Origin of the sequence: Halobaculum sp. MBLA0147 (genome assembly GCF_041361345.1) — an archaeon.
Classification (GTDB): Archaea; Halobacteriota; Halobacteria; order Halobacteriales; family Haloferacaceae; genus JAHENP01.
This window is the reverse complement of sequence record NZ_JBGKAD010000001.1, coordinates 2600226-2625015: the sequence shown is the minus strand read 5'-3', so window position 1 is coordinate 2625015 and position 24790 is coordinate 2600226. Positions and strand designations below refer to the sequence as shown.

Sequence of the window (24790 nt, the reverse complement as noted above, 5' to 3'; positions counted from 1 at the left end):
TGGTGGTGGCGTCGCCCGCGAGTCGGGGCCGCCGGTCGCGGGCGGTGAGAGGCGCCGCCAGCCTCTTGTGTCTCAGCGGCGTGCCCCCGACGAGATGGACGAGAAGACGGCGGCACTCCGGGACATCTTCGTCGAGACGACCGGCGAGGAGACGGTGACGGAAGGGCAGTCGGAGTCACCCGGTTCGCTGGTCGACGAGCCGGACGACGAGCGGGTCCGCGAGACGCTCCGCCGGGTGCGGGAGACGGTCGGCTTCGAGACGGACCTCTCCGTCGGGGCGTACGAGCGAGTCGTCCGGGGCGTCTTCGACGACGAGTCCGACGCCGAGATCGCGGCCGCGCTCGACGTCGACGAGGCGACGGTCCGCCGTGCCCGTCTCGACTGTCACCTCGTCCGCGAGGGGGACCGCGACGCCCCGTTCTCGCTGGACCGCCTCCGGAGACTCGTCGACGACGACGTGCCGCTCGCGGACCGAGCCGAGACCCTGGGTGCCGACGAGGCGACGGTTGCTCACTACTCCGCCGTCGTCGCCGCCGAGTTGGCCTCGCGACGCGTCAACCACCGCTTCCGCGACGCCCTGACGGAGTTGCTGTCGGACGCCCCGCTGTCGGACCAGTTCGCCACCGACGCCCGCGAGGACGGTCTCCGCGAGGCGACCGAGGACATCGAGACGGACGTCAAGCTCTGAAACCGACCTTTTTCACTCCTCGGGGTGGCCGCCTGCGGCGGCCACCCGAGGAAAAAAGCTCGACCAAAAAGGGCCGCGAGCGCGCCTTCCGGCGCGCTCGCGGTGGATTTCGGTGCGGTGGCCGCCACCGCACCGCCGCCGCTCCGCCACCGCGCCGCACCGCCACCGCTCCGCCACCGCTCCGCGACCGCCACCGTCCCGCGACCGCCCCACGCCCCACCGTACCACTCCGCCACCGCCCCGCGACCGCCCCGCGACCGCCCCACGCCGCACCGCCACCACGACCGCTCCGCCGCCGCTCCGCTCCGCCGCCGCTCCGCCGCCACACCACCCCACCGCTCCGCTACCGCGCCGCACCTCACCCTCCCCAGCCTCCTCGCTCTCCGCACCGCCCGCTCGTCCCTCGCGCGTTCCTCGCGCGCCATCCACGGGAGTCGGGTCGTCTGAACGGTGCCCGAGACGCGACCCCAACCACTACGTTCTCGCACGACGACCCGCAGTCCGGGTATGGTGTCACCCCTCGCAGTCGTGGGACTCACCGGCGTCTCGCTGCTCGCGGTTCTCGCGGCGGCGTGGCGCCAGTCGGTCGATCCCTCGTGGCGTCGCTCGTGGACGACGGTCGTCGTCACCGGCGTCTGCCTCGCGTGGCTCGGCTGGGGCGTGGTCTCGCCCGCAGTCTCGGACCACGTCGTCGGCGCGACGACCGTCGGCACGTGCGCCGTCGCCTGTCTCGTCGCCGGGTGGCTCGTCCGCGTTCGCGGGCGCCACGACCTCCTCACGACACCCGACGCGAGCCCCGCCGTCGCGGCCCGCCTCGGGACGGCGACCGCCGTCACCGGACTCGCGCTGCTCCCGGTCGCGGTCGGGATCGCACTCGACCGCTCGGCGACGACCGTCGGGCTCCTCACCGGTGGAGCGGCCGTGACCTGTCTGGGCGCGATCGTGGTCGCCGTCGCCGGTGCGGACCGGTAGGTGGGAGCAGCGGTCGAACGTGAGCGCCGCTCACCCCTCGGCGAGTTCCTCGTCTGCCAACACGTCGTTGAGGGCGTCGCGGACGCGCTCGCCCGTGTCGCGGTCGCCCGCGGTCGTCACCACGCGGTTCTCCTGCACGCTGGAGCCGTCCCGTAAGAGGAGCCGCACGTTCCCGTGTTCGTCCGCACGCGTCACCTTCGCGCGGAGCCCGCTCTGTGACCCCTTCCCACCGGCGTCGATGGGGCCGGGGACGATCTTCTTCACGTGCGGGTGTTCCGCGACCGTCGTGATCGCCCGCCGCCCCACTCTGTCCCCGATCACCGTCGAGTGGCTCCCGCCGAGTTTCTCCGTCGGCGGCTTGTCGACCACGTCCAACGCGGGCTCGCCGCGGCGGCGCAACACCGCCGCCACGGGGTCGTCGTCCGGGACACGCAGGAACTCGTAGTGTAACTGGGCGCGCGTCTCGCGGAGCGGCTCCCGCTCGCCGGCGGCGTACACCGTCTCCGGCCGCTTCCGGCGTACCTCGTCGGCCACGCGTCCCGCGTAGTTCCGTAGGTGCGCGCGCCCGACGCGGTCCCCGTTGGGCTCGTCGGGCACCGTCGTGATCTGCGTCTGGCCGACGACCGCGTCCGTCTCCGTGGGATCCTCGAACGTCGACTCGCTCGGCTCCCCGTCGACCATCGTCAGCGTGGCCCGATCCGGCGCGAACTCGATCACGACGGCGTCGAGGTTCGGCGTCTCACACCCCAGACAGTAGTCCCCGGGGCGGTCGAGCGGCTGGCCACACCGACGGCAGTTCATCGTGTGTGGTACGTCGCTCCCGGTGAAAAGAGCGTCCGTTCTGTACCGGCTGCGGCGCACCGACCCCTCTCGCGATGTGCGAGGTCCACGCGCCGGCCCGTACCGTTCGGAACGCTTTCGTCGGTCGCCGACCCCACCACGACACGACCATGCCGACGGGCGCACCGGCGAAGTTGCTCGAGCGTCGCGAGGAGCTGACGCCGATGCTCTCGCAGTACGTCGAGTTGGCCGAGACGTACGACGACGCGCTGTTGTTGTTCCGCGTCGGCGACTTCTACAAGGCCTTCTGCGAGACGGCCGACGAGGTCGCCCGCGTCTGTGAACTCACCCGCATCGAACGCGAGGACTCCACCGGCACCTACACCGCCTGTGGCGTCCCGGTCGACAACGCCGCCACCTACCTCGACAGGCTCCTCGACGCCGGCCACCGTCTCGCCGTCGCGGACCAGGTCGAGGACCCCGAGGAGACGACCGGCCTCGTCGACCGCGCCGTCACGCGGGTGCTCACGCCAGGTACCGTCGTCGACGACGAACTGCTCGGCGACGGCGCCAACAACTACGTCGCCTGCCTGGCGAGCGCCGACCGGCTGGCCGGCGACGACGCCGCGGCCGGCAGGAACGGCGACCGCTCCGCACGACCCGACGCGGACGACACCGACGAGCCCGCGTACGGGCTGGCGCACGTCGACGTGTCCACCGGCGAGTGTGCGGTGACGAGCGGGTCGCTCCCCGCCGTCGCCGACGAGGTGGCACGCGTCGCACCGGCGGAGTTGCTCCTCGGGCCGAGCGTCGACGGAGAGGTACGAGCGCGTCTCGACACGGACGCGACGACGACGACCTTCGACGCGGACGCCTTCGCGCCGGCCGCCGCTCGGGAGCGGCTGCACCCCTACACCGATCCGGATCGGCTCGCACCCGTCGAGCGCGTCGCGGCCGGGGCGCTGTTGGCGTACGCCGAGTACACGCAGGGTGACGACGGGCCGCTGTCGTACGTCGCGCGCGTCCGCCGGACGGACCCCCGGCGCTCGCTGCGACTCGACGCGACCGCGCTCCGCGGGCTGGAGCTGTTCGAGGCGCACACACCCTCGGGTCAGACGCTCGTCGAGACGGTCGACGAGACGCGGTCGGCACTGGGACGGCGGCGGCTGGAGGCGTGGCTCCGACGACCGCTCGTCGACGCCGAGGCGATCAGCGCCCGCCACGACGCCGTGGCGGCACTGGCAGACGACGGACTGACACGCGCCGCGGTGCGGGACCACCTCGACGCCGTCTACGATCTCGAACGACTCGTGACACGTGCGGCCCGCGAGCGTGCCGACGCACGCGACCTCCGCTCGCTGGCGGACACCCTGGCCGTCGTTCCGGAGTTGCGAGACGCACTCGACGGGGTGGAGGCGCTCGCAGACGTTCGCGAGGCGCTGGCACCGCTGACGGACCTGCGGGAGTTGCTCGACGAGGCGATCGTCGCCGACCCACCGCAGGTCGTGACGGAGGGGGACGTGATCCGCGAGGGGTTCGACGCGGAGTTGGACGAGTTGCGGGCGACGGCGCGGGCGGGCCGGGAGTGGGTCGCCGACCTGGAGGCCCGCGAGCGCGAGCGAACGGGGATCGACAACCTGGAGGTGGGGTACACGCAGGTCCACGGTTACTACATCGAGGTGACGAACAGCCACCTCGACGCGGTGCCGGACGACTACACCCGGCGGCAGACGCTGAAGAACGCCGAGCGGTTCTACACCCCGGAGCTCAAGCGCCGAGAGGACGAGATCCTGAGCGCCGAGGAGCGCAGCGACGAGTTGGAGTACGAGCTGTTCTGTGAGGTGCGCGAGCGGGTCGCGGCAGAGAGCGAGCGCGTCCAGGCGACGGCGGACGCCGTCGCGCGACTCGACACACTCGCCGCGCTGGCGACCGTCGCCGTCGAGCACGACTACTGTCGGCCGGAGATCGTCGCGTCGGAGCCGGAGCGCGGCGACGGGCCGACGGGTGGCGCGGACGCCGATCGCTCGGCGACCGGGCCCGCCACCGACCGGACACCGGGCGAGGGGACCCCCGACCAGCCGCCGAGTGAGACGACCGTCGACCGACCACCGTTCGAGATCGAGCGCGGTCGCCACCCGGTGGTCGAGCGGACGGAGACGGAGTTCGTCCCGAACGACGCGACGCTGCCCGCCGGGAGCGTCACGCTGTTGACCGGACCGAACATGAGCGGCAAGTCGACGTACATGCGACAGGTGGCGTTGGCGGTCGTGTTGGCCCAGGCCGGCAGTTTCGTCCCGGCGACCGCGGCACAGCTTCCGGTCGTCGACCGCGTGTTCACTCGCGTCGGGGCGAGCGACGACATCGCCGGCGGACAGTCGACGTTCATGCGCGAGATGGCGGAGTTGACGGACATCCTCCACGACGCGACGGGGCGCTCGCTGGTGTTGCTCGACGAGGTCGGGCGCGGGACGTCGACGGCCGACGGCCACGCCATCGCCCGCGCCGCCGTCGAGTTCCTCCACGACGAGGTGGGCGCGACGACGATCTTCGCCACTCACTACCACGATCTCACCGGGTTGGCAGACCGACTCCAGCGGGTGCGAAACCGCCACTTCGCGGCGCGCCGGGAGGACGGGGACGTGACCTTCCTCCACCGGGTGCGCGAGGGCGCCGCCTCCTCGTCGTACGGCGTCGAGGTGGCGGAGATGGCCGGCGTCCCCCAGCCGGTCGTCGACCGCGCCCGGGAGTTGGTCGCAGCCGACGACGGGGACACCAGCCACTCGACGGGTGGTGACGACGACACCGGCCGCTCGGCGGGTGGTGAAGGCGACGACGACACCGACCACTTGACGGGTGATGAAGACGACGCCGTGGCCGCGGCCGGCGAGCGCGGCGCGGAGCGCGCGGCCGACGAGACGACGAACGGACAGGCGACACTCCGAGACGTACGTCCGGAGTCCGCGGACGGGAACGATGGTAGAGACGGAGACGAGGACGAGAACGAGAACCGCACCGACCGCAACCCGGCGGTCCGCGAGGTGGTGGCCGAGTTGGCCGCGTTCGACGCCGCCCGGACGACGCCGATGGAGGCGCTGGAACGACTCCACGACCTCCAGCGACGCGTCGAGGACGCCGGGATCGACACGGACACCGACGGAGGTGTGTGACCGTGTCGGGAGACACGCCCACGTCTGGCGAGGGGCGGATCTCGACACTCCCGACGGAGACGGTCGAACGGATCGCGGCCGGCGAGGTGATCACCCGTCCGGCGCGCGTCGTCGCGGAACTCGTCGAGAACGCGCTCGACGCCGACGCCTCGCGGGTCACCGTCCGCGTGGACGGCGACGGCACCGACCGGATCGTCGTCGCCGACGACGGCCACGGGCTCTCGGCCGCGGACGCCCGTCGCGCCGTCCGGCCGCACACGACGAGCAAGATCGACGCCGCGAGCGACCTCGCGGGGGTCGACACGCTCGGGTTCCGTGGGGAGGCACTCGCCAGCGTCGTCGACGCGGCGGAGACGGTCCACCTCGTCACGAACGACGGCGGTGGCGCGGCGACGGACCTGACCGTCCGCGGGACGGCCGGCGATCAGACGGTCACGACGGCGGAGACGAGTCGTGGGCGGGGGACGACCGTCACCGTCGAGGGACTGTTCGCGGACCGTCCGGCACGCCGGGAGGGGTTGGCCGCGCCGGAGACGGAGTTCGGTCGGATCTCGCGGCTCGTGAGTCGGTACGCACTGGTCCACGCCGACGTGGCGTTCGAGGTGGTCCACGACGGCGACCCCGTGCAGTCGACACCCGGGACCGGTCGGACGGATGCGCTCCTCGCCGTCTACGACCGGGAGACCGCTGCCGCCGCGGTGTCGTGTGAGACGACGGCGTCGGTGCCGGGGCTCGACGAGTCGGACGGCGTCGGAGACGGTGACGAGACCGGCGGAGTGGCGGGTGGCGAAGAGACAGACGGAGTGGTGGCCGGCGACGACGCCGACGCGGTCACGGTGTCGGGGCGACTCTGTTCACCCGCCGTCACGCGGTCGGACCGCCGTGGGGTCCACGTCGCTGTGAACGGGCGCCCGGTGACCGACGACGGGCTGGCGCGGGCGGTCCGGCGCGGCTACGGACGGCTACTCCCGGACGGCCGAGAGCCGGTCGCGGTCGTCTGTCTGACGGTCCCGCCGACGGCCGTCGACCCGAACGTCCACCCGGCGAAAGAGCGCGTCGCCCTCGCCGCGAGCGAAGCGATCGCGGACGTGGTCGCCGACGCGGTCGCGGACGCCCTCTCGACGGCGGAGTTGGACCGGCCGGCGGAGACGGCCGTCGACCTCGAGACGGCCCTCGACGCCGTCGACGCCGAGACGGACGACACGCTCGCGACGGCGCGCGTCGTCGGGCAGTACCGCGATCTCTACCTACTGTGTGAGGCGGACGAGGACCTACTCGTCGTCGACCAGCACGCCGCCCACGAACGGGTCACCTTCGAACGCCTCCGGGCACGCGTCGCCGACGAAGCGGTGCCGAGTCGGGCCGTCGACCCGCCGGCGACGGTGACACTCGATCCCGGCGTCGTGGCGGCGGTCGAACACTACGCCGACCGGCTCCGCCAGTTGGGATTCGCGGTGCGCGAGTTCGGCGGCGACACGGTGCGCGTCACGGCGGTCCCGGCGCCGCTCGGGCGCGCCGCCGCCCCCGAGTCGCTCCGGGAGGTCGCGGCCACGCTGGCGCGCGGCGAGACGCCGACGCCGCGCGAAGACCTGCTCGCGGAGGTGGCGTGTCACCCGTCGCTGCGGGCGGGTGAGACGGTGGACGACGAGACCGCGCGGCAGTTGCTCGACCGGCTGAGCGAGTGCGAGCGACCGTACGCCTGTCCGCACGGCCGTCCCACGGTGTTGCGCGTCGACGAGGCGACGCTGGCACGTGGGTTCGAGCGCGAGAACACACGACTGGGGTAGGCGTGTGACGGCCGTCGGTAGCTCACTTCTCACCGACGACCGCGCTCACCGAGCCGGACTGGTCGACGACGAACACCGCGCCGTGGCCGACGACCGGCGCGCCGTCCACCCAGTCGCCCAGCGACAGTCGCCACTGGACCGTCCCGTCGCCGACGCGGACGGCGAGGAGTTCGCCGCCACGCGTCCCGAGGTACGCCACGCCGTCGGCGACTGCCGGGGACCCGTGGACGGGTGCGCCCGCGTCGACGCGCCACTCGGTCGTTCCCGCCGGGAGTCGGAGCCCCTCGATCGAGCCGGGTCTGTCTGCGACGACAGCCAGTTCGCCCTCGTCCGACTCGCCGCCGTCCGCCTCGCCCCGTGCCACTGCCGGCGCCGCGACCACCGGGGCGTCGGTCCCCTCCCAGACCTGGCTCCCGTCGGCGGTCGCGAGCGCGACCACGCCGTCGGCACTCCCGACGAGCACCTGTCCCACCCCGGTCGCGAGCGCGGGCGTCGTCGGGCGCTCGCCGACCGCCGTCCGCCACCGCACCGTCCCCGTCGTGTCGAGTGCGACGGTCCGCCCGGCGGTCGTCGTCGCGTACAGTCCCGTCTCGTCGACCGCCGGTGGGCGCGCGACCGCCCCCTCGAGTGTCTGCCGCCACTGCACCTCGCCACCCGGCGAGGCGGCGACGACACCCGAGTCCGTCCCGAGGTAGAGCCGTCCCGCGTCGTCCGGACCGTGGGTCGGCGCGGCGGCGACCGTGTGGACCGGCTCGTCCAGTGCCCGCCGCCAGAGTGGGTCCGGCGACGGGTAGTCGACGTGGGGTTCCGGGGTCGCGTCCGGCTCCGGCGTCGGGGTGATAGTGAGTCGACCCGGCGCCTCGAACACCTCCGAGGGTGGCGTCGCGGCGAGGCCGCCGTCGCGGCCACCGGCCACGACACCGACGGTCGTCGACACCGGGTCCGTCGGAGTCCCGTCGAACCGGGTCCCCCAGAGGTGCTGGAGACCCCGGTCGAGCGTCATCCCGGAGACGTGGTCCGAGCGGTCGCCCACGTAGAGGGCTCGGGGCCCGACGACGGGTGTCGGGAGTCGTCGCGGCCGTTCGACCGCGCGCCAGCGCGGCTCCCCGTCCGTCGCCGCGAGCGCGGTCGTGACCCCGGCGTCCGTCCCGACGACGACGCCGTCGCCGTCGAGGTGGACGTGCCCGTTGGGGAAGCCGGTCGTCCGTCGTCGCCAGCGCACGTCGCCCGACCCGTCGACTGCGACCACGGTCCCGGAGCCGGCGACCGGCGTCCCACCCGTCGCGGTCACGGCGGTGTACAGCAGTTCGTCGTCCGTCGCCGGGGTCAGTGGACTCTCGACGCCGACGCGAGCCTGCACGCTGTCGGCGTCGACCGCGAACAGGCCCTCGTCGAGCGTCCCGACCCACACGCGCCCCGCGAACGGCGTCGGAATCGTGCTCACCCACGCCCGTTCGGGGAGTCGCTCGGCCCACAGGTCCGCGCCGTCGACGAGTGCGTGTGCCGCCACACGTCCGTGGATGCTGCCGGTGTAGACTCGCTCGCCGTCTGTGCCGGGGCCGACGGAGATCGGACCGGGGACGGTCCGTGCCCACTCGCGGCGCCCGTCCGCGAGCGCCAGCGACAGCAGTGTCGGCTCGTCGCGGCCGTCCGTCCCCTCACAGACGAGGACGGCGCGGCCGTCGACGACCGCCGGTCGGTGTGGTGAACGGGGGACATCCGTCTCCCACCGACGGGTGCCGTCGGCCAGCCCGAACGCGAACACGCGTCCCTGCGGGTGGGCGACGAGCACGTCGTCGCCGGCGACCGCCAGCGGCGTCGCGTCGCCGGCGTGCGGTGGGTACAGCGACTCGGGTGTCGACACGTGCCACCGCTCGGTCCCGTCGCGGTCGTGTGCGACGACCCTCCCGTCGAGCCCCGCGGTGACGACGGTGCCGTCGCTCGCGACGACGGACGCGGCGTACGTCTCCGGGACCACTCGCCGTCGCCACCGGACCGCCCCGTCGTGGTCGAGCGCGACGACGAGCCCGTCCTGCCGTGTCGCCACTGGCCCGTCCGGTCCGACGGCCGCGAGGGTGTCCGTCTGCAGTGAGATCGCACTACGCCACCGGACGGACGGCGTCCCACGCGGGCCGGGCGCGTCCACGCGACCCGTGTTCGCGGGGTCGGCGCGCGGCGTCGGCCAGGGACCTCGGAGAGCGAGCGACGAGGGGAGCGAGGCCGAGGGAGACCCGTCGCTCTCGGAGGTGGGTGCCACCGTCGAGCCGCTCGGCGAGGGCTGGTTCGCCGCCGTCCCGGTGTCGGTGTCGCCGAGCGAGTCTGTACAGCCGGCGAGCCCGAGCGCGGCGCCGGCGGCACCGACACCCAGGAGGCGGCGCCGACGCCACCCGTCGGTCGTGTCGTCGTCGGAGGGCATCGTTCGTCAACGACTGGGGACGTGACAAGTGTCTTCTGTCGGAACTGGCGTCTCGGAGCCGTACGACGCCGGCGGCCGGGGACCCTCACCACTCCTTGCAGTCGGCACAGACGTAGCCGTCGGCGTCCGCGTCGTGCCACAGCGTCCGCACCGCCGTCTCACAGCGGGCACACGTCCGCTCGTCCGGCCCGGACGCGAACGTCCCCGTCACCGGGGAGACCGTCTCCGGGTCGACCGCCGGGTCGGACTCCTCGTCCGCGTCTGTGTCCGACTCCGTAGTATCGGGCGCCGTGTCGCCGTCGCTCTCGGCGGTGTCGTCTCTCTCGGCCGCGCCGTCGGTCTCGACGGTGTCGTCTCCCTCGGACGCGCCGTCGCTCTCGCGGCGCTCGTCGTCCGCGTCGGACGGCGCGTCGGCGAAGTCCGTCAGGTCGACACCGTCGTCGCTCACGGTCGTCGGTCGAGCGGCGCGGTAATGAGTCCTGCGTGAACGACGTGTCACACTTCGTCGGACACGGTCGATCACTCCCCGCCTGGTGTGACGGTCGGCGACCACGGTCCGTCGGCCGTCGACGGACGGCGCGTCCCGGGGAGCGTGTCGAACAGCCGGTCTGCGACGACCTCCTCTAGCACGGACCGCAACTGCTCGGGATCGTCCGTCTCCCCGAGAATCCCCAAGTCCAGTTGCGCGCCGGCCATACTCGCGTGGCCACCCGCCGAGCCGACGCTCCCGAACGCGTCCCGCAGCGCCTCGCCGAGGTTCACGTCTGCCCCACGTGCCCGTCCGGAGACGTAGACGGTTCCGTCGTGGTAGCCGTACACGACCGCGACCGTCACCGTCTCCATCGTGAGGAGTCGGTCGGCCGCCTGCGAGAGCGTGTCTCGATCCGGGAGTTCCCCGACGAAGGAGGCGACCACGTCACCCTCGACGGTGCGGTTGCGGATCGCCGCCGCCACCACCTCGAACACCGCGGCGGAGACACTGGGCGACTCGACGCGGTCGAGCAGGTCGGTGTCCACGTACTCGACGAGCGCCGCCGCCGCCTCGAAGTCCGCCCGCGTCACGCCGCGCGTGAAGTCTCTCGTGTCCACTCTGATTCCGTACGTCAGTGCCGTCGCCACGTCCCGGCGGGGTTCGATCCCCATCGTCTCCACGTACTCCGTCAGCATCGTCGCCGTCGCCCCGATCTCCGGCCGCACGTCGACGAACGGCGCGTCGACACCGTCCTCGGGCGTGTGGTGGTCGATCACGACCAGCGGCTCGACCGTCGGCGAGAGACTGTCGTTGACGCCCGGGACGGCGTGGTCGACGAGTGCGACGGAGCCGTACGCCTCCGTCACGTCGACGCCCCCGAGGTGTTCGAGGTCCACGTCGAGGAGGTTCACCAGCGCGCGGTTCTCCTGGTGGGCGATCTTCCCGGTGTAGCCGGCCACCGCCTCCGTCCCGACTCGCTCGGCGAGGTCCACCAGTGCCATCGCGGCCGCGATCGCGTCCGGGTCCGGATTGTCGTGTGTGACGACCGCCAGCGGCTCCGGCGCCGACCGCAGCGTCGCCAACAGGCGCCGGAGACGCCGCGGTCGCTCGCCGTCCGTCACGGTTCGGACGGCGTCGGTCAACGCGCGCCGACGGTCGACCGTCCGGTCCGCGAGCGCCAGCAGTCGCTCGCGCTCCTCGTCGTCGGCCGTCGACGGCACCGACACGACCAGTGTTGCGTCCGGGAACGCCTCGCGAGCCGTCTCGGCGGCGGCGACGGCCGTCTCCGGGTCCGGGTCGGCGACGACGACCACTTCTGCCGTCGACGGGTACGTGTCCGGGTCCGTCGGGTCGGCGAGCGTCGCCGTCACCCCGGCCTCGCGGAGTGTCTCGACGTGTCCCTCGTCGGGCGAGACGACACGCGTCTCTCCCGGTCGACGGCGACACGCCTCTGCCACGTCCGTCCCGGTCTCGCCAGCCCCGAGCACCAGCCGCTTCACGTCCGGACGCAGTCGCCTCGACGGCAAGAACCTACCGTCGTCACCCGCTCTCGGTGTGTTCCGGTCGGACTCCCTGTGCGGGAGTTCGACCGTCTCCGGGTCACCCGAGCGAGACGGCATCCGGGTCCGCCAACAGGAGCGTGAACCCGCCGTCCGGGAGCGGCGAGACGGCCGCACGGAGCCGCAGCACGCGGCCGTCCGCGTGGAAGGCGACACAGGAGCCGTACCACGGGTCGTCGCCACCGGTGGCGTCGCCGCCGCTGGTGTCGACTCCCGTCCCGGCACGTCTGAGTCTGTCCGCGTCGCCCTCCGGGAGGTGTCGCGACAGCGACCCGCCGACGAGCGTCTCGAGGTCGTCGCCGAACAGCTCGGCGTACGCGTCGTTGGCCGCGCGGATCGTGCCGTCGGCGTCGACCGTCGCCGCCGGCTCGGTCGTCGTCTCGACGGCCGTCCGCCGACGGACCCGCTCGCGGTCCGTCGCCGCGTGGTCGACCGCCACCTCGATCCGGTCGCGCAACGCCTCGACGAACGCCGTCGGCGGTCGCTGCGCGTCCGGCTCGCGGGGCTCGCCGTCCTCGTCGCTCGACTCCGGGAGCCGTCCACCGTCCGTCGCGGTCGGTCTGCCGTCCGTCGCGGCCGCTCCGTCGTCGGGCCCGGCCGACCCGCCGTCCGTGGCGGGGGCCGGCCCACCGGCACGGACGTGTGCCGTGATCCCGCGCTGGAACGCCTCGCGGACGACGGCGCGGTCGTCGCCGGGCTCCGTCACCAGGACGAACGGGAGGTGTGCCGACCGCTCTCGAATCGTCGCGAACAGTCTCAATCCGTCCCACTCGCCCGGCAGGTCGTGTGTCGCGACGACGCAGTCGACCTGTCCCACGAGCGCGAGTGCCGCCGCCGGGTCCGGCGGTCGGTAGTCGTCGTACTCGGGCCCCAGCGCCGCGACGGCGCGGGCCGTCTCCTCGCTGCCGACGGTCAACACCGTCGGCGACTCTGCCTCGAAGTCGTGTCGTGCGTGTCTCTGAGACGCCATGCTAGTTCCCCCCGACGAACGGCCACGACCCCCGTCGCGGCCGCGAACGGTACCGTGTGCCTCGTCGCTACTAGTACGGTCGGCCACGGTGGTAAGCCTTCTGGCACAGTACTCGGCATCGTGTTAATACTTTCAGTCTCGGCCGACGTCCCAGGCTGTGGGTGTCTACGACGCCGGTGCCGAGAGTGGTCGGGCGACGGCGACGGGGTGGTCCGCCAGCTTCAAGCGGAGTCGCGCCGAGTGGAGAGACGATGACACGCGAGCGGACAGTCTGGCTGCGGGCAGACGACACGGTGGGAGAGTGGGACCGACGCCGTCGCCGGATCACGGCGGGGCTGGAGGCGGGTGTCGACTGGGTGGTCGTCGACGAACGCGACGTCTCGAAGGTCCGGGAGTTGGGCGACGTGAACGTCGCCGCGTTCCGGTCGGACGCGGAGGTGGACGTGATCGACGAGGCCGAACACTCGGGCGAGCCGGACGCCGTGCTCGTCGGCAAGGACGGCGAGGGTGACGGTACCGTCGAGCTGCCGTCGGACTTCTCCGGCTCGGCGGACCTGACGACGCTGCGCCACTCCGACGGGCGCGCCGACGGCGCGTACGTCCGGATCTTCGACGAGGACTACGAGGCGTTCGCCGCCGAGGCCGCCCGCGACGCCGACTACCTGTTGGCCGCCGCCGAGGACTGGACGATCATCCCCCTGGAGAACCTCATCGCCCGCGTCGGCGAGGAGACGACGCTCGTCGCTGGGGCGACGACCGCCGAGGAGGCCGCCACGGCCTTCGAGACGCTGGAGATCGGCGCCGACGGCGTCTTCCTCGACACGGACGACCCCGACGAGATCCGCGGTGCCTGCGAGGCCCGCGACGAGGCCGCCCGCGAACAGTTGGACCTCCAGCCGGCGACGGTGACGGAGATCGAACGCGTCGGCTCCGCGGACCGCGTCTGTGTCGACACCGGATCGATCATGGACGACGACGAGGGGATGCTCGTCGGCTCGATGTCTCGCGGGTTGTTCTTCGTCCACGCCGAGACGGCCGACTCGCCGTACGTCGCCTCCCGGCCGTTCCGCGTGAACGCCGGTGCCGTCCACGCCTACGCCCGCGACCCCGACGGCGGGACGAGTTACCTCTCGGAGTTGGGCAGCGGCGACGAGGTCCAGATCGTCTCGACGGACGGCCACACCCGCGAGGCGGTGGTCGGCCGCGCGAAGATCGAACGCCGCCCGATGTTCCGCGTCTCCGCCGAGGTGGAGACGGAGGCCGGCACCGACCGCATCGAGACGCTGTTACAGAACGCCGAGACGATCAAGGTCGCCACCCCGGAGGGCCGCCGCGCCGTGACGGATCTGGAGGCCGGCGACGAGGTGTTGGTGTACTACGAGGACGTGGCCCGCCACTTCGGGGAGTCCGTCGACGAGTCGATCATCGAGAAGTGAGGTAACTCGGGTGTCTGGTCACTCCTAGATGATAGAGGGGAGAAGTTGCAGCAGTTTGTAAAATATAACTCTGTTCGCGAAGTACGTGGGGACGGTACTATGAGTTGGAAGCAGGTCGCGCCGGGAACGTACGCCGAGGATCTGACCGAGGAAGAGCGGATCGAGGCGTACCGGCTCACCGAAGAAGACATCAGGACGGTCGTCGGCCTGTCGGAGGATGTCGAAGTCGACATCGAGTAGCCGGTCCAGGTTGGGGGCTCTCAGTTCAGCCCGAACGCCAGCGTCACTGGATCCCCACTCGCCAGGCCGAACGCCTCCTCGCCACGCCCCTCGTTCACGTCACACTCCACGTAGCCGTGACTCCCGACGGTCACCAGCGGGTCGCCGGGGGCGACGGCGGCGAACGTCTCGACCGCCGGCGCGGTCGTCACCCGGTCCGGCGCGGTGACCGTCACCGACTCGCCCAGTCTGTCGTCGAGGAACGACCCCGGGACGTTCGTGATCGCGTTGCCGAAGTCGTCGACGACGAGCACCTCGCCGGTCGCACGCGTCCCCAGTCCGTCGCCGTCCGACTCCACCGTGGGTGACGGGAACCGGAGGTCGACGGAGGAGTCCGTCGGCGAGAGTGCGTCGAGCGTTCCCAGCGCGTCGACGCCGACCTCGTGCACGTCGGCGGCGGTCGGTGCGAACACGTCGCGGCCGTGGAACGTCGCACTCGCCGGATCGTCGACCGCGATCTCGTACACGTCCAGGTTCGCGGTGGGGACCGCGTCGTCCGCTGCGCGCTCCCCGCCGCCCGCCGCACTCGCCGCCAGCGCACGTGCCGGCGGGAGGAGCACGCCGTTGTCCGGGCCGACGAGGACGTGGTCCCCGGCGCGGACGACCAGCGCCGCGCGGTCCGTCCCGACGCCGGGGTCGACGACGACACAGTGTGTCGCCGGCGGGTACTCCGGGAGGACGAACCGCAGCCAGAACGCCGCCGCACGCGGGTCCTGCCGCGGGAGGTCGTGGGCCACGTCGCTCACCTGTACCCCTCCGGTCGTCCGCCGGTGGACGACCCCACGCATCGCCGCCGGGTACGGACTGCCGAAGTCCGACGCGAGTGTGATCACACGCCCGCCTCGGACGCGACGGATCAAAGCCTCACCGACTCGACGGACGCCCTCGCGAGCGTCTGGGGCGACCTCGCGAGCGTCTGGGGCGACCTCGCGACCGCCCACTCGGCTATCCGTCCGACCACTCGCTCGTCCGCCCGCTCGGCTACCCGTCCGACCACTCGCACGCCTCGCTGCTCGCTCACTGCAGATCCGCCCACCACCGAGTGATTTTTGCAGTTCATCGTGTGGGTTCCACTACATAACGATCTATATTCGAAATCGAAGGAGATAGGTACGTGTCAATCTGCGTGACAGTCACCGTGCGACGACGAGAGTTCCTGGCATCGCTGGGTGCCGGCGTCGCGGTCGCAGGGGGCACAGGAGCGGCGACGGAGCGGGTCCGTGCCGCACAGAGTACCGTCGACTACCTCCAGTTCGACTCGACGGCGTCGTTGGTCGCGCCCGACGGGACGGCGTTGACCGACGACGGCGTCGTGGCGGTCGTCGCGGAGGACACCGCCACGAACCAGGACGCGGACGGGGACGGCGACGCGACGCTGTACGACGGCCAGACGGCGATCCCGCTGGCGGCCGTCGACGGCAACGTGGCCGGCTTCGGGGCACAGCTCGTCACCGACGATGCGAACTTCCGCAGCGGGAACGAGGAGTTCCTGCTCAACGTCTGGGACGCCCTCGTCGGCGAGGGTGGCCGCGTGCTGTTCGACGAGAGTCACGACAGCTACCGGACGCTGTCGGACTTCTCGAACTTCGCGCGCTACGCCGACGTCCAGGGGGACTACACCGTCACCGCCTCGACGGACCTGCCGGCCGACCTCCCGGACGCCGACGGCGTGGTGATCTCCTCGCCCGTGACGGCGTTCTCCGACACGGAACTGTCGGCGCTGTCCGACTTCGTGGCGCAGGGCGGCGCCGTGTTCTGTCACGACACCGCCGACTACCAGAACTTCGACGAGACGGCGACCCTGAACGACGTGGCAGCGGCACTGGGCGTCGGCTTCCGGTTCAACGACGACCAGGTCGTCGACGAGACGGTCAACGGCGGGGAGTTCTTCCAGCCGACGACGGACCGGTTCCGCGGCGACACCGCCTGGTTCGCCGACCGCGAGGGGTTGGAGATCGACCCGACGACGACCCACACCGTCGACGTGGTCGACGTGGCCGACGGCGACACCGTGGACGTACGCTTCGACACCGGCCGTCGCGAGCCGATCCGGGTGTTGGGGATCGACACGCCGGAGACGGACGCCAACGACCGGTTCGAGCGGCTCCAGGAGTGGGAGGGGATCGAGTCGGAGCCGTACCTCGACACCTGGGGGGCGAACGCCTCCGAGTTCGCGAAGACGGAGTTGGCCGCCGAGACGGTCGAGATCTCCTTCGACGACGCGGAGCCGGGGATCTTCGACCCGTTCGGGCGCCTCCTGGCGTACGTCGACTACGACGCGACCGGCGACGGGACACGCGACGACCCGTACAACCGTCGGTGTGTCGAGGAGGGGTACGCGCGACTGTACAGTTCCAGTTTCTCACGGCACGACGCCTTCCGGGCCGCGGAGGCGAGTGCCCGCGACGCGGGCCGCGGGCTGTGGGCCGAGAGCGACCCCGCGAACACGACCGAGATCCGCAACCGCCCCGTCGACGAGTTGTTCTACCCGTCCGCGACCGCGGTGCGAACGAGTGGTGGGCCACTCGACACCTCGCGTGCGCCGGTCGTCGCCGAGTCGACGGCGACGTACGACGGCGGGACCGTGACGTACGACGGGGACGTGCCGCTAGTCGGCGTCGACGAGGCGGCCAACCTCGCCGTGGTCGGGAGCCCGTTCGTCGACGAGAGCTACGAGCAGGCCGAAGACTACCCCGTCGACACGTCCACGTTCGAGAACTTCGTCTTCCTGACGAACCTGCTGGACGCGCTGTCGAGTACGGACGGGAAGGTGTTGATCGACGGCGGGCACGGCCAGTTCGGCGCGGACTTCGCGCTGTCGGCCGAGGACACCGCCTACTACCAGCGCTACCTGGAGGGTGTCGGCATCGGCTTCGACCAGGTGAACACGCTGTCGGCGACGAACCTCGACGCGGCGCGGGCACTGCTGATCACGACGCCGCCGGAGGGGTTCACCGACGCGGAGCTGGACACGCTGCGCTCGTTCCGCGACGGCGGCGGTGCGGTGCTCCTCCTCGGGGCGGCGTCCGCCACCGCGGCGGCGCGCGACAACCTCGACTACGTCTCGTACGCGCTCGGCTCGGACCTCCGCGTGGGCGCCGGGAGCGTGACCGACGGGACGAACAACGTGAACGCCGACCAGACGGTGCCGACGACGACCGGCTTCGACACCTCGTTCTCGCTGTTCGACGCGTTCACGAGCGAGTCGGGTGGCTCCGGGTCGAGCGGCGAGATCGCCGTCCAGTCGGTGAACGCCGACGCCGCGGGGAACGAGTACGACAACCTGAACGACGAGTACGTCGTCTTCGAGAACCCCGGCTCGGGAGCGATCGAGTTGACCGGCTACGCCGTCGAAGACGCCGCCGGGGCGCGGTACACCTTCCCCGACGGGTTCTCGCTGGCGGCCGGCGACACGGTGACGCTCCGCACTGGCAGCGGCACCGACACGGACACGGACCTCTACTGGGGGTCGGCCTCGCCGATCTGGAACAACAGTGGTGACACCGTGTACGTCTTCGACGACACGGGGACGGAGGTCGTCGCGTACACCTACTGAGCGGGCGTCTCGGGGTCGTTCTCCGGCCACGATTACGCTCTTATTTCGACACGGTTCGTCGAGTCGTGAGAGTCGGACCGACGACGGCTGCGGGTGGCGCGCGAGCGGGGAACGAAGTGACCCGCGAGCCGCGCGAGGGTCTCGCGAACGGAGTGAGCGAGACGGCTGGGGAGGGCGAGGTGCCGTGCGGGGCGGTCCACACGCTCACGCCTGCACACCACCCGTCGACACACCCGCCCGCGCCGCTCGCTCACGCACCGGGGCCGCGGAGCTTCGGGCAGCACGGTGGTGTTCAGATAAAGGTGAGTAGCCGGACGAGACTACTACTCAGGAAGCCCCGATCCGCTCCGCACAGCGCCTCACCCTCCCCAGCCTCGTCGCTCACTGCGCTCGCTCCTCCCTCGCGCGTTTCTCGCGCGCCAACCGCAGCTATCGGCTTATCCGAACACTACCGACACCACCACCCGAGGAGTGAAGCCGTCGGCGTGTGACCGCCCGGCACAGTGTCCCCACCCGACGACACCCACGACACGGCGACCGGCTCGACCACCGCGGACGCGGACGCCACACCACCGCCGGACCCGCCACAGCCGACCGCCGAGGACCCGCTGCCCGTGGTCGTCGACACGGACACCGCGAGCGACGACGCGGTGGCGCTGGCGTACGCCGCCCGCGAGCCGCGACTCGACGTCCGGGCGGTCACCGTCGTCGCCGGGAACGTCCCCTTCGACGACCAACTCCGCAACGCGGCCTACTCGTTGGCCGTCGCCGGCGGCGAGGACGTACCCGTGCCCGACGCCGATGACGCCCCCGTGGCCCGCGCCGAGGAGATCCCACTGGCCGCCGGCGCACGCCGCCCGCTCGTCAAGTCGTGGGAGCACGCGACCGACGTGCACGGCGAGGGTGGGCTCGGCGGCGACCTCGAGCCGACCCTCGACCCCGAGCCGGTCGAGGAGTACGGCCCCGACCTACTCCGGCGACTCGCTCGCGAACACGACGGCGAGTTGGGTGTGATCGCCATCGGCCCGCCGACGAACCTCGCGGAGGCACTCCGGCGCGACCCCGACTTGGGCGACCGCCTCGCTGGCGTCTGGCTGATGGCCGGCGCGGTCCACTGCGAGGGGAACGTCACCCCCGCGGCCGAGTACAACGCCTGGGTCGACCCCGACGCGACCAGACTCGTCGTGGAGTCGCTCCCCGTCACGCTCGTCGACTGGGGCCTCACGCTGCGGGACGGCTCGTTCGACGCCGCGACGCTCGACCGGATCGCCGCCAGCGACGGCGAGCGGGCGGCGTTCCTCGACGCCGTGACGGAGCGCGCCCGCGAGCGGAGTCGGTCGCGACCCGGTCCCGTCCGCGTCCCACAGCCGGACGGGCTCGCCGCCGCGGTCGCCGCCCACCCGGAGTTGGTCGAGTCGGTCGGCCGCCACCGCGTCACCGTCGACGACCGCGAGGGGCCGACGCGAGGCCACACGGTCGTCGAGACGGACCCCGACCCGCCGGCCCGGGCGAACGCCCGTGTCGTCGAGCGTGTCGACGAGGAGGCGTTCCGCGAGCGACTGCTGGAGACGGTGGTCGGCGACGACCTCGCGCCGCCGGAGTGAGTCCCCGCTGACGCCGTCGGAGTGAGCCACCGCCGGCGCCGCCAGAGTGAGTCCCCGCTGACGCCGTCGGAGTGAGCCACCGCCGACGCCGCCAGAGTGTGTCCCCGCTGGCGGCGTCGGAGTGGGCAGTCGTCGTCCACCGACGGGGCGTCGGAACAGGTTCGGGCCGTCGGTGGGGACCGCGATTCCGACGCGAACGGCCACGAGACCGGCGTCGAGTCGGGTCTGGCCTATCGAGTGGGACAGAAACCAATCTTCAAGACGCGGCAGGCAGTATCCTCCGGGGAGTACCATGGACATCTCAGAGATCGCGGTCCGAGAGTTCGTCGAGGTCGCGCCCGACGACCGCCTCGGACAGATTCAGTCGCTGTTCGACCGCGACGCCCCGCGCGGGGTCGTCGTGGTCGACGACGGTGAGGTGCAGGGTGTCATCGGCGAGCGAGACCTGATCCGCTCGCGGGTGGAGGAAGACACGAAGGCCGCCGCACTCGCGAAGTCGGCGCCGGCCGTCGACCGCGACGAGGACGTCCGCGAGGTGGCACGCGTCCTCGTCGAGGGTGGCGTCAAGATCGCCCCGGTGTACGAGGGTGAGTCGCTGTACGGCGTCGTCACCGCCGACGCCATCCTGGAGGCCGTCCTCGACAACCTCGACGCGATCACCGTCGGTGACATCTCGACCGACGAGCCGATCACGATCCACGAGGACGCTCACGTCGGCCAGGCGATCAACCGCCTGCGCGAGCACGGCATCTCGCGGCTCCCCGTGCTCGACGAGGACGGCGACCTCTCGGGGATCCTCACGACCCACGACATCGTCGACTTCGTCGTCCGCGACGACGAGCGACAGGGTCGTGGCGACCGCTCGGGCGACTTGGACCGGATGCTCGACATCCCGGTGTACGACATGATGTCCGCGCCGGTCATCACCGCGGCCCCCGAGGAGACCGTCGAGGACGCCGTCCGGCGGATGCTCGAGGAGGACGTGGCCGGGCTCGTCGTCACCGGCGACGCCGCGACCGACGTGGCCGGGGTCGTCACCAAGACGGACGTGTTGCGGGCGTTGACCTTCACCGAGGAGGAGACGCTCGACGTCCAGATCACCAACGTGGAACTCGTCGACGGCATCTCCCGCGAGGAGATCCGCGAGTCCATCGCGCAGGTCGCCGAGAAGTACCAGGAGATGACCGTCGTCCACGCGCACGTCCGGTTCCACGAGCACAAAGAGAAGCTCCGCGGGACGCCGCTGTTGCAGGCACAGATCCGGCTCCGGACGAGCCACGGGCAGGTCGCCGGCTCCGGCGAGGGGTACGGCGCCGACCACGCCTTCCACGTCGCGCTCGACAAACTGGAGCGGAACGTCCTGGAGCTGAAGGGCGTCGTCGCCGACGAGCGCTACCGGGGTCAGCTACTCCGGAAGCTCGGCGGGTTGTAGTCGACGCCCGCCGTCGACGCGAACGACCGCAGTTCTTCCGCCGTCGTCTCTCCGGCGGCGACGCGCAGGTCGTCGTCGCCCGCCACCGCGACGACCACCGTCGCCTCCCGGCCGACGAGGTACGCCGCTAGTCCCACCAGCCCGGCCAGCAGCGCGAGCACGCCGACGGCGACCAGCAGGTCGTCGACGAGGGTCACGACCTCGAACAGCCCCTGGATCGGGGACAACAACCCCTCGATCCCGACGCCGCCAGTGTCGGTCGGTGTCGTCGCCAGCGGGTTCTCGGGGTCGAACGACAGCCCCGCGAGCGTCGCGAGCAGCCCCCCACCGACGCCGAGGGCCGTCGGGCGGCGGAGACGGTCGTCGCCGGTCGTGTCCCGGCCGACGCCCGTCACGTTCGGTCCCTCGACGACCCGGAGGTTCGGCCCGTCGCCGTCGGGCGTGTACACCAACAGTCGATGTGACGTGGCGACGACGAGGCCGTCGGTGACCGGCAGCGTCGCCACCGGCTCCTCGCCCGCGTACAGCAGTGCCCGGACGCGCTCCGCGAGCGCGTCGTGGCCGCCGTCCGTGAGGGATCGCCGGGGTTCTCGCTCGACCGACTCCTCGGCGGCTCCCTGGCCCGCGTCTTCCGCACCCGACTCGTGTCGTCCCCACATCCGTCGTGTGCGTCAGTCGCCGGTGAGGCGTTCGGCGATCCGCATCGCCCCCTCGGCGGCGGCGGTGTCGGGTTCCGGCGGCGTCACCACGTCCACGTCGCGGTCCAACTCCGCGGAGAGACGCGCCTCGAACTCGTCGGCCAGCCCCGGGAGACACGCCATCCCGCCGGTCAGGGCGACGGGGTTCGACAGCGCCATCTGGTACGGCTTCATGAACTCGTTGGCGAACTCCGGCAGGAACTCGTTGGCGACCCGGTCGACGGCCTCGTCCAGGTACCAGTTCAGCGCGTCCATCACGCTGTCCTCGATGGTGAACTCGTGTGAGCCGCCGCCGGGCTGTTGGACCACGTCCGAGAACGGCTCGAAGGTCTCGAAGTCCCCGTGGTCCTCCTTGTACTCGCGTGCGGTCGTCGGGTCCACGTGGACGCGCCCCTGCGTCTCCTCCTCGACGTTGTTGACGATCCGGCGGTCGACGGCGTTGCCGGTGACCGACCCGGTCGAGAACGGGTGGAGCTGTTCGCCGCGTCGGTAGGCACACGCCTCGAGGTTCGTCGACCCCATGTTGACGGCGACGAACACCTCGTCGATCGCCTCGACGCCGTCGCCCAGCGCCGGGATCGAGCTACACAGCGACTCCGGGTACGAGCGCATCTCCACGCGCCCGATGTCGGAGTCCTCGATCACCCGCGAGAGGTTCTTCAGTCCCGCCTCGTTGTCGATGGTCGGAATCGCGTACACGACCGTCGACTCGCGGGGGACGCCGTTCGTCTCGACCAACTCGTCGAAGTACCGCCGGGCCAACTCCGTCCGCTCGTCGTCTTCGGGGAGTCCGGAGCGGAGCATGAACTCCACGCGGTCCGGGTACTCCGCGGCGGCCTGTTCGCCGAACAGCACTCGCTCGTCACCCGTGATGGCGTCCTCGTAGGTCGCCAGACAGGTGAGCGTCCTGATCGTCTGTACCTGTCCGGAGGCGTCCGGGTACCGGAGCACCGTCCGCGTCGATCCCAACTTCACGCCGACCGGGACCGACTGTGAAGACTCGAATCCGTCCGTCTCGTCGTCTGACTCTGTCATGTGTGTGATCGTCTGGCACGTGTGGTCGTCGCACTGTCCTCTCGTGGCACGAACGTCCAGCGGAGGGGACTCTCCTCACACCGGTCGTGTCGTCTCGTCGGTCGGGTGTCGTCTCGTCCGTCGCCGACCGTCCCGTGGGTCGCGACCGACGGTCACCGGAGGGCGGCCAGCCGCGCGACGAACAGCAGACTCGTCCGGTGGTGTGACGGCTCGAAGGGGTCGTCGCCACCGACGCCGAGGCCGGGGAGCAAGTCCGTCAGCGTCTCCGCCGCGTCCGGGCCGAGCCACTGGATCCGCTCGTAGTACTCCAGCGCCTCCTCGGCACGGTCGTGACCGCCGACGGTCACGAGGAACTGGAGCCAGTCGAGCGCCAGCCGTGCCCCCGGGCCGACCTCCGGCATCGACGGGAGGTACGGCCGCTCGGCGCCGCCCTGTGCCGCCTGGAGGTAGTACACGTCGCCGAGTTGCGCGGCCATGACGCGAGCCTCCGCCTGGCCGAGGAAGTCGACCGGCTTCGCCCAGCGTCGCGACTCGTCACTCGGGTCCGCCGTCGGGCTCGCGGCGCCCGCCAGCGTGCGCAACTCCTCCGGGTCGTAGTCTTTCGGGTCGAGCATACTGTCCGTCCCACTCCCTGCCGCTGTGTCACACTACCGACAACCGGGATAAATGTCTTTTCCCCCTCCTATCGCGGGTGAGAACCCGTCCGATCACCGTCGCAGCTGGACCGTCCGTTGGTCCGTGTCTCCGCCTCGCTGCGTGTTCGTCCGTGTCTCCGTCTCGCTGCGTGTCCGTCCGTGTCTCCGTCTCGCTGTGTGGCGACGCCCGCACGCATCGTGTGGCGACGTACGCACGTACCACGTGACGAAACCACCGAACGATTCATACTGACGCACTGCCAAGACTCTACAGCATGGTCCGTCTCCGCCGACGGCGGGACCACGGGCTCCACGCCGTCGAGCAGGTGCCCACCCTCCGGGACCGGCTGGTCGGGTTGCCGGTCGAGCCGGCCATTCCGGACCACTGGGAGCTCGGCTGTAAGGTGGTGAAGTTCAAAGACGAGCTCCCGGCGGACGCGATTACGCTCCAGCGTCCGCGCCGCGCACAGGAACTCATCCTCACCACCGCCGGGACGGACGACCGCAAGACGCTCGGCATCTACGAACACGACCGCACGCGGGGTCGTCGCACGCGGCTCTCGACCGTCGAACACGAGGAGACGCGCGCGCTGAAGGCGACACTGTACGAGGCGTTCACCGACACCTGTCGGCACGCCGCACGGATCGACGGGCTGCCGCCGTCCGTCGCCGCCATCGACGCCAGAGACCCGGCGGTCGTCGTCGAGAACGAGCGGGTCCGCGACGAGGGCGACGACAGCGTCGTCGAGCGCGTGTTGACGAAGATCAGCTTCTACTGAGGACGGAGATCAGTGTTCACCGAGAACGGACTGGGGGGTCCGGCGAGCGGTGTCGAGTGTCGACCGACTCGACCGCGACCGTCTCACGACGACTGGCCGAACGCCTCGGTGGCCTCGCGCAGCGCCGGGACGAGCACCCAGAACGTGAGCGGGCCGAGGATCGCCATCCAGAAGAACACGTCGTTGAGGAAGATCCCGATGGCGTCGAACACGTTGGCCGGCTCCGGGGGCGCCGCGATCAGCTGTCGGGAGCTGGTGAACGACTCCGTCCGGTACCACCCGGCGAGCACCATCCAGGCGAGGCTGGCACCCGTGAAGATGCCGAAGCCCTTCATGAACTCGTCTGCCATTGCCCGACCTTCGGAGTGTCGCGGTCTTGAGCGTTTCCGTTCTCCCGCCGACTCGTGACACGACGGGGCTACAGTGGTACGGACACGCGCTGCGAGAGGCGAGACGCGGAACGAGACACGAGACGCGGAACGAGACACGAGACGCGGAACGAGACGAGAGACGCAATACGAGGTC

The 24790-nt window shown here is 71.5% G+C and carries 20 protein-coding genes; 10 read left to right on the top strand and 10 right to left on the bottom strand.

Translation table 11 applies throughout. From position 1 onward, the window contains the following. Positions 1-94 precede the first annotated feature (94 nt). Positions 95-688: a conditioned medium-induced protein 4 gene (locus tag RYH80_RS12630; protein ID WP_370904239.1), complete on the top strand. Its 594-nt coding sequence runs from the start codon at positions 95-97 to the stop codon at positions 686-688. A gap of 510 nt (positions 689-1198) precedes the next feature. Then, positions 1199-1660, top strand: coding sequence for a hypothetical protein (locus RYH80_RS12625; protein ID WP_370904238.1), 462 nt, complete (start codon positions 1199-1201; stop codon positions 1658-1660). A gap of 30 nt (positions 1661-1690) precedes the next feature. Here the strand turns inward: RYH80_RS12625 and RYH80_RS12620 are convergent, their stop codons facing one another. After that, positions 1691-2461 (bottom strand): DUF2103 domain-containing protein, encoded by a 771-nt coding sequence (locus tag RYH80_RS12620; protein WP_370904237.1) that lies wholly within the window; start codon positions 2459-2461, stop codon positions 1691-1693. A 149-nt stretch (positions 2462-2610) separates the two neighbouring features. Here RYH80_RS12620 and mutS point away from each other — a divergent pair, with 149 nt between their 5' ends. Then, positions 2611-5607: a DNA mismatch repair protein MutS gene (gene mutS / locus RYH80_RS12615; protein ID WP_370904236.1), complete on the top strand. Its 2997-nt coding sequence runs from the start codon at positions 2611-2613 to the stop codon at positions 5605-5607. A 2-nt stretch (positions 5608-5609) separates the two neighbouring features. Continuing rightward, complete coding sequence (mutL, locus tag RYH80_RS12610) at positions 5610-7394, top strand: DNA mismatch repair endonuclease MutL (protein WP_370904235.1); 1785 nt, start codon at positions 5610-5612, stop codon at positions 7392-7394. A gap of 22 nt (positions 7395-7416) precedes the next feature. On the opposite strand, the gene RYH80_RS12605 is transcribed toward mutL, so the two are convergent. The 4 genes from RYH80_RS12605 to RYH80_RS12590 form a co-directional block, all read right to left on the bottom strand. Further along, the gene (locus tag RYH80_RS12605) at positions 7417-9810 is read right to left on the bottom strand and encodes an outer membrane protein assembly factor BamB family protein (RefSeq protein ID WP_370904234.1); all 2394 of its coding nucleotides are present in this window, start codon (positions 9808-9810) and stop codon (positions 7417-7419) included. 85 nt (positions 9811-9895) lie between these two features. Continuing rightward, positions 9896-10258 (bottom strand): DUF7573 domain-containing protein, encoded by a 363-nt coding sequence (locus RYH80_RS12600; protein ID WP_370904233.1) that lies wholly within the window; start codon positions 10256-10258, stop codon positions 9896-9898. A 71-nt stretch (positions 10259-10329) separates the two neighbouring features. Then, entirely contained in the window at positions 10330-11781 is a 1452-nt protein-coding gene (locus RYH80_RS12595) for a DHH family phosphoesterase (protein WP_370904232.1), read from the bottom strand. Positions 11782-11881: 100 nt separating this feature from the next. After that, entirely contained in the window at positions 11882-12811 is a 930-nt protein-coding gene (locus RYH80_RS12590; RefSeq protein WP_370904231.1) for a PAS domain-containing protein, read from the bottom strand. 251 nt (positions 12812-13062) lie between these two features. Between RYH80_RS12590 and RYH80_RS12585 the strand changes: the two genes are divergently transcribed. Both RYH80_RS12585 and RYH80_RS12580 read left to right on the top strand, forming a co-directional pair. Next, complete coding sequence (locus RYH80_RS12585) at positions 13063-14247, top strand: 3-dehydroquinate synthase II (RefSeq protein WP_370904230.1); 1185 nt, start codon at positions 13063-13065, stop codon at positions 14245-14247. A 99-nt stretch (positions 14248-14346) separates the two neighbouring features. Further along, complete coding sequence (locus RYH80_RS12580) at positions 14347-14487, top strand: hypothetical protein (protein WP_370904229.1); 141 nt, start codon at positions 14347-14349, stop codon at positions 14485-14487. A gap of 20 nt (positions 14488-14507) precedes the next feature. Here the strand turns inward: RYH80_RS12580 and RYH80_RS12575 are convergent, their stop codons facing one another. Then, the gene (locus tag RYH80_RS12575; RefSeq protein WP_370904228.1) at positions 14508-15359 is read right to left on the bottom strand and encodes an SAM hydrolase/SAM-dependent halogenase family protein; all 852 of its coding nucleotides are present in this window, start codon (positions 15357-15359) and stop codon (positions 14508-14510) included. A gap of 305 nt (positions 15360-15664) precedes the next feature. Here RYH80_RS12575 and RYH80_RS12570 point away from each other — a divergent pair, with 305 nt between their 5' ends. The 3 genes from RYH80_RS12570 to RYH80_RS12560 all read left to right on the top strand — a co-directional run bounded on the left by RYH80_RS12570 (position 15665) and on the right by RYH80_RS12560 (position 21118). Next, positions 15665-18082 carry a lamin tail domain-containing protein gene (locus RYH80_RS12570; RefSeq protein ID WP_370904227.1) on the top strand — a complete coding sequence of 806 codons (2418 nt, stop codon included), beginning with the start codon at positions 15665-15667 and terminating at the stop codon, positions 18080-18082. 503 nt (positions 18083-18585) lie between these two features. Continuing rightward, positions 18586-19686 carry a nucleoside hydrolase gene (locus RYH80_RS12565; RefSeq protein WP_370904226.1) on the top strand — a complete coding sequence of 367 codons (1101 nt, stop codon included), beginning with the start codon at positions 18586-18588 and terminating at the stop codon, positions 19684-19686. A 292-nt stretch (positions 19687-19978) separates the two neighbouring features. Continuing rightward, the gene (locus RYH80_RS12560; protein ID WP_370904225.1) at positions 19979-21118 is read left to right on the top strand and encodes a CBS domain-containing protein; all 1140 of its coding nucleotides are present in this window, start codon (positions 19979-19981) and stop codon (positions 21116-21118) included. Here RYH80_RS12560 and RYH80_RS12555 read toward each other — a convergent pair. The 3 genes from RYH80_RS12555 to RYH80_RS12545 form a co-directional block, all read right to left on the bottom strand. Next, entirely contained in the window at positions 21088-21777 is a 690-nt protein-coding gene (locus tag RYH80_RS12555; protein ID WP_370904224.1) for a hypothetical protein, read from the bottom strand. The two genes, RYH80_RS12560 and RYH80_RS12555, sit on opposite strands and share 31 nt — an antisense overlap. Before the next feature lie 12 nt (positions 21778-21789). After that, positions 21790-22851 carry an actin-like salactin gene (locus tag RYH80_RS12550; RefSeq protein WP_370904223.1) on the bottom strand — a complete coding sequence of 354 codons (1062 nt, stop codon included), beginning with the start codon at positions 22849-22851 and terminating at the stop codon, positions 21790-21792. A 152-nt stretch (positions 22852-23003) separates the two neighbouring features. Beyond that, positions 23004-23465, bottom strand: a complete 462-nt coding sequence (locus RYH80_RS12545; RefSeq protein WP_370904222.1) for a FlaD/FlaE family flagellar protein — start codon at positions 23463-23465, stop codon at positions 23004-23006. Positions 23466-23761: 296 nt separating this feature from the next. Here RYH80_RS12545 and RYH80_RS12540 point away from each other — a divergent pair, with 296 nt between their 5' ends. Beyond that, entirely contained in the window at positions 23762-24265 is a 504-nt protein-coding gene (locus RYH80_RS12540; protein WP_370904221.1) for a hypothetical protein, read from the top strand. 83 nt (positions 24266-24348) lie between these two features. Here the strand turns inward: RYH80_RS12540 and RYH80_RS12535 are convergent, their stop codons facing one another. After that, positions 24349-24615, bottom strand: coding sequence for a DUF7314 family protein (locus RYH80_RS12535; protein ID WP_370904220.1), 267 nt, complete (start codon positions 24613-24615; stop codon positions 24349-24351). Positions 24616-24790: the final 175 nt, after the last annotated feature.

Bases quoted from the DNA above. Each gene is read 5' to 3' on its own strand.
- RYH80_RS12630 (WP_370904239.1), top strand. From the start codon at position 95: ATGGACGAGAAGACGGCGGCACTCCGGGACATCTTCGTCGAGACGACC.
- RYH80_RS12620 (WP_370904237.1), bottom strand. From the start codon at position 2,461: ATGAACTGCCGTCGGTGTGGCCAGCCGCTCGACCGCCCCGGGGACTAC.
- mutS (WP_370904236.1), top strand. From the start codon at position 2,611: ATGCCGACGGGCGCACCGGCGAAGTTGCTCGAGCGTCGCGAGGAGCTG.
- RYH80_RS12605 (WP_370904234.1), bottom strand. From the start codon at position 9,810: ATGCCCTCCGACGACGACACGACCGACGGGTGGCGTCGGCGCCGCCTC.
- RYH80_RS12590 (WP_370904231.1), bottom strand. From the start codon at position 12,811: ATGGCGTCTCAGAGACACGCACGACACGACTTCGAGGCAGAGTCGCCG.
- RYH80_RS12585 (WP_370904230.1), top strand. From the start codon at position 13,063: ATGACACGCGAGCGGACAGTCTGGCTGCGGGCAGACGACACGGTGGGA.
- RYH80_RS12580 (WP_370904229.1), top strand. From the start codon at position 14,347: ATGAGTTGGAAGCAGGTCGCGCCGGGAACGTACGCCGAGGATCTGACC.
- RYH80_RS12560 (WP_370904225.1), top strand. From the start codon at position 19,979: ATGGACATCTCAGAGATCGCGGTCCGAGAGTTCGTCGAGGTCGCGCCC.
- RYH80_RS12555 (WP_370904224.1), bottom strand. From the start codon at position 21,777: ATGTGGGGACGACACGAGTCGGGTGCGGAAGACGCGGGCCAGGGAGCC.
- RYH80_RS12550 (WP_370904223.1), bottom strand. From the start codon at position 22,851: ATGACAGAGTCAGACGACGAGACGGACGGATTCGAGTCTTCACAGTCG.
- RYH80_RS12545 (WP_370904222.1), bottom strand. From the start codon at position 23,465: ATGCTCGACCCGAAAGACTACGACCCGGAGGAGTTGCGCACGCTGGCG.
- RYH80_RS12540 (WP_370904221.1), top strand. From the start codon at position 23,762: ATGGTCCGTCTCCGCCGACGGCGGGACCACGGGCTCCACGCCGTCGAG.
- RYH80_RS12535 (WP_370904220.1), bottom strand. From the start codon at position 24,615: ATGGCAGACGAGTTCATGAAGGGCTTCGGCATCTTCACGGGTGCCAGC.